The organism is Mycobacterium sp. TH-M82 (assembly GCF_057473605.1).
Genome location: NZ_JBYCKY010000913.1, coordinates 1 through 1378, shown reverse-complemented (window position 1 = coordinate 1378; position 1378 = coordinate 1). Strand labels below are relative to the sequence as shown.

1 protein-coding gene is annotated in these 1378 nt (G+C 67.6%); it reads left to right on the top strand.

Annotation, left to right across the window (positions count from 1 at the left end):
- The coding region (locus AC2VON_RS26725) for an AMP-binding protein (protein WP_486955472.1) at positions 1-1078 on the top strand (1078 nt) is incomplete at its 5' end.
- Positions 1079-1378 lie beyond the last annotated feature (300 nt).

Sequence of the window (1378 nt, the reverse complement as noted above, 5' to 3'; positions counted from 1 at the left end):
GGGGGCGGTGCTGACCCACACCAACATCACCGGCGAGACGATGACGGCGCTCTACACCAGCGGCGCCGATATCACCGGCGACGTCGGCTTCATCGGTGTTCCGCTTTTTCACATCGCCGGCATCGGCAACCTCTTCCCCGGGATGTGGCTGGGCACCCCGACCGTGATCCATCCGCTCGGCGGTTTCGATCCCGGAGAACTGCTCGACGTCCTGGCCGCCGAGAAGGTCACCGCGATCTTCCTCGTGCCGGCACAGTGGCAGGCGGTCTGCGCCGAACAGCAGGCCAATCCGCGTGACGTCGCGCTGCGGGTGATGTCGTGGGGTGCCGCGCCGGCGTCGGACGCGCTGCTGCGGCAGATGTCGGAGACGTTTCCGCGCACTCAGATCCTGGCGGCGTTCGGCCAGACCGAGATGTCACCGGTGACCTGCGTGCTGCTCGGCGGCCCCAGCGAAGAAGCGATCCGAAAACGCGGATCGGTCGGCAAGGTGATCCCGACGGTGGCGGCCCGCGTCGTCGACGAGAACATGAACGACGTGCCGGTCGGCGAGGTCGGTGAGATCGTCTACCGCGCGCCGACGTTGATGAGCGGCTACTGGAACAACCCGCGGGCCACCGCCGAGGCGTTCGCCGGGGGGTGGTTTCACTCCGGCGATCTGGTGCGGATGGATGCCGAAGGCTACGTCTGGGTGGTGGACCGCAAGAAGGACATGATCATCTCCGGTGGCGAGAACATCTACTGCGCCGAGGTGGAGAACGTCCTCGCCGGCCATCCGGGCATCGTCGAGGTCGCCGTCATCGGCCGGGCGCACGACAAGTGGGGTGAGGTGCCGATCGCGGTGGCCGCCGTCGCACAAGAGAGCCTGCGGTTGGCGGACCTCGACGAGTTCCTCGCCGAACGCCTGGCGCGCTACAAACACCCCAAAGCTCTCGAGATCGTCGACGCGCTGCCGCGTAACCCGGCCGGCAAGGTGCTCAAGACCGAGCTGCGCGCCCGCTACGGTGCGCCGGAACCTGCCGATAAAACGCCCGAAACCGGGTCTGCGGCAACGGGTGCCGCGACCGGCCCGAGAGCCTGAGGCGACGAAGCGGCCCCCGGCGACGCTCACAGGAATTCGATCGTGCGAATCTGGTGCGCGTTGAGCGCGGCATCGGGTATGGTCCGATCGTCCCGCTGACTGCACCTAGGGAATAAAGCAAGGAAGCGGGAAGCGGATCATCCATTCAGGGATCGGGGCAAGGAGGAGGCGTGTGACATGATCCGCGGTAGGCGCGGTCCGGGGGCGCGGGAGCCGCAGTGACGACGACGCAGCCACGGCTCGCCGACTACGTCCGCGACCAGGTGGGCCGGCCGATGGTGCACATCGGCGGGTTCTTCC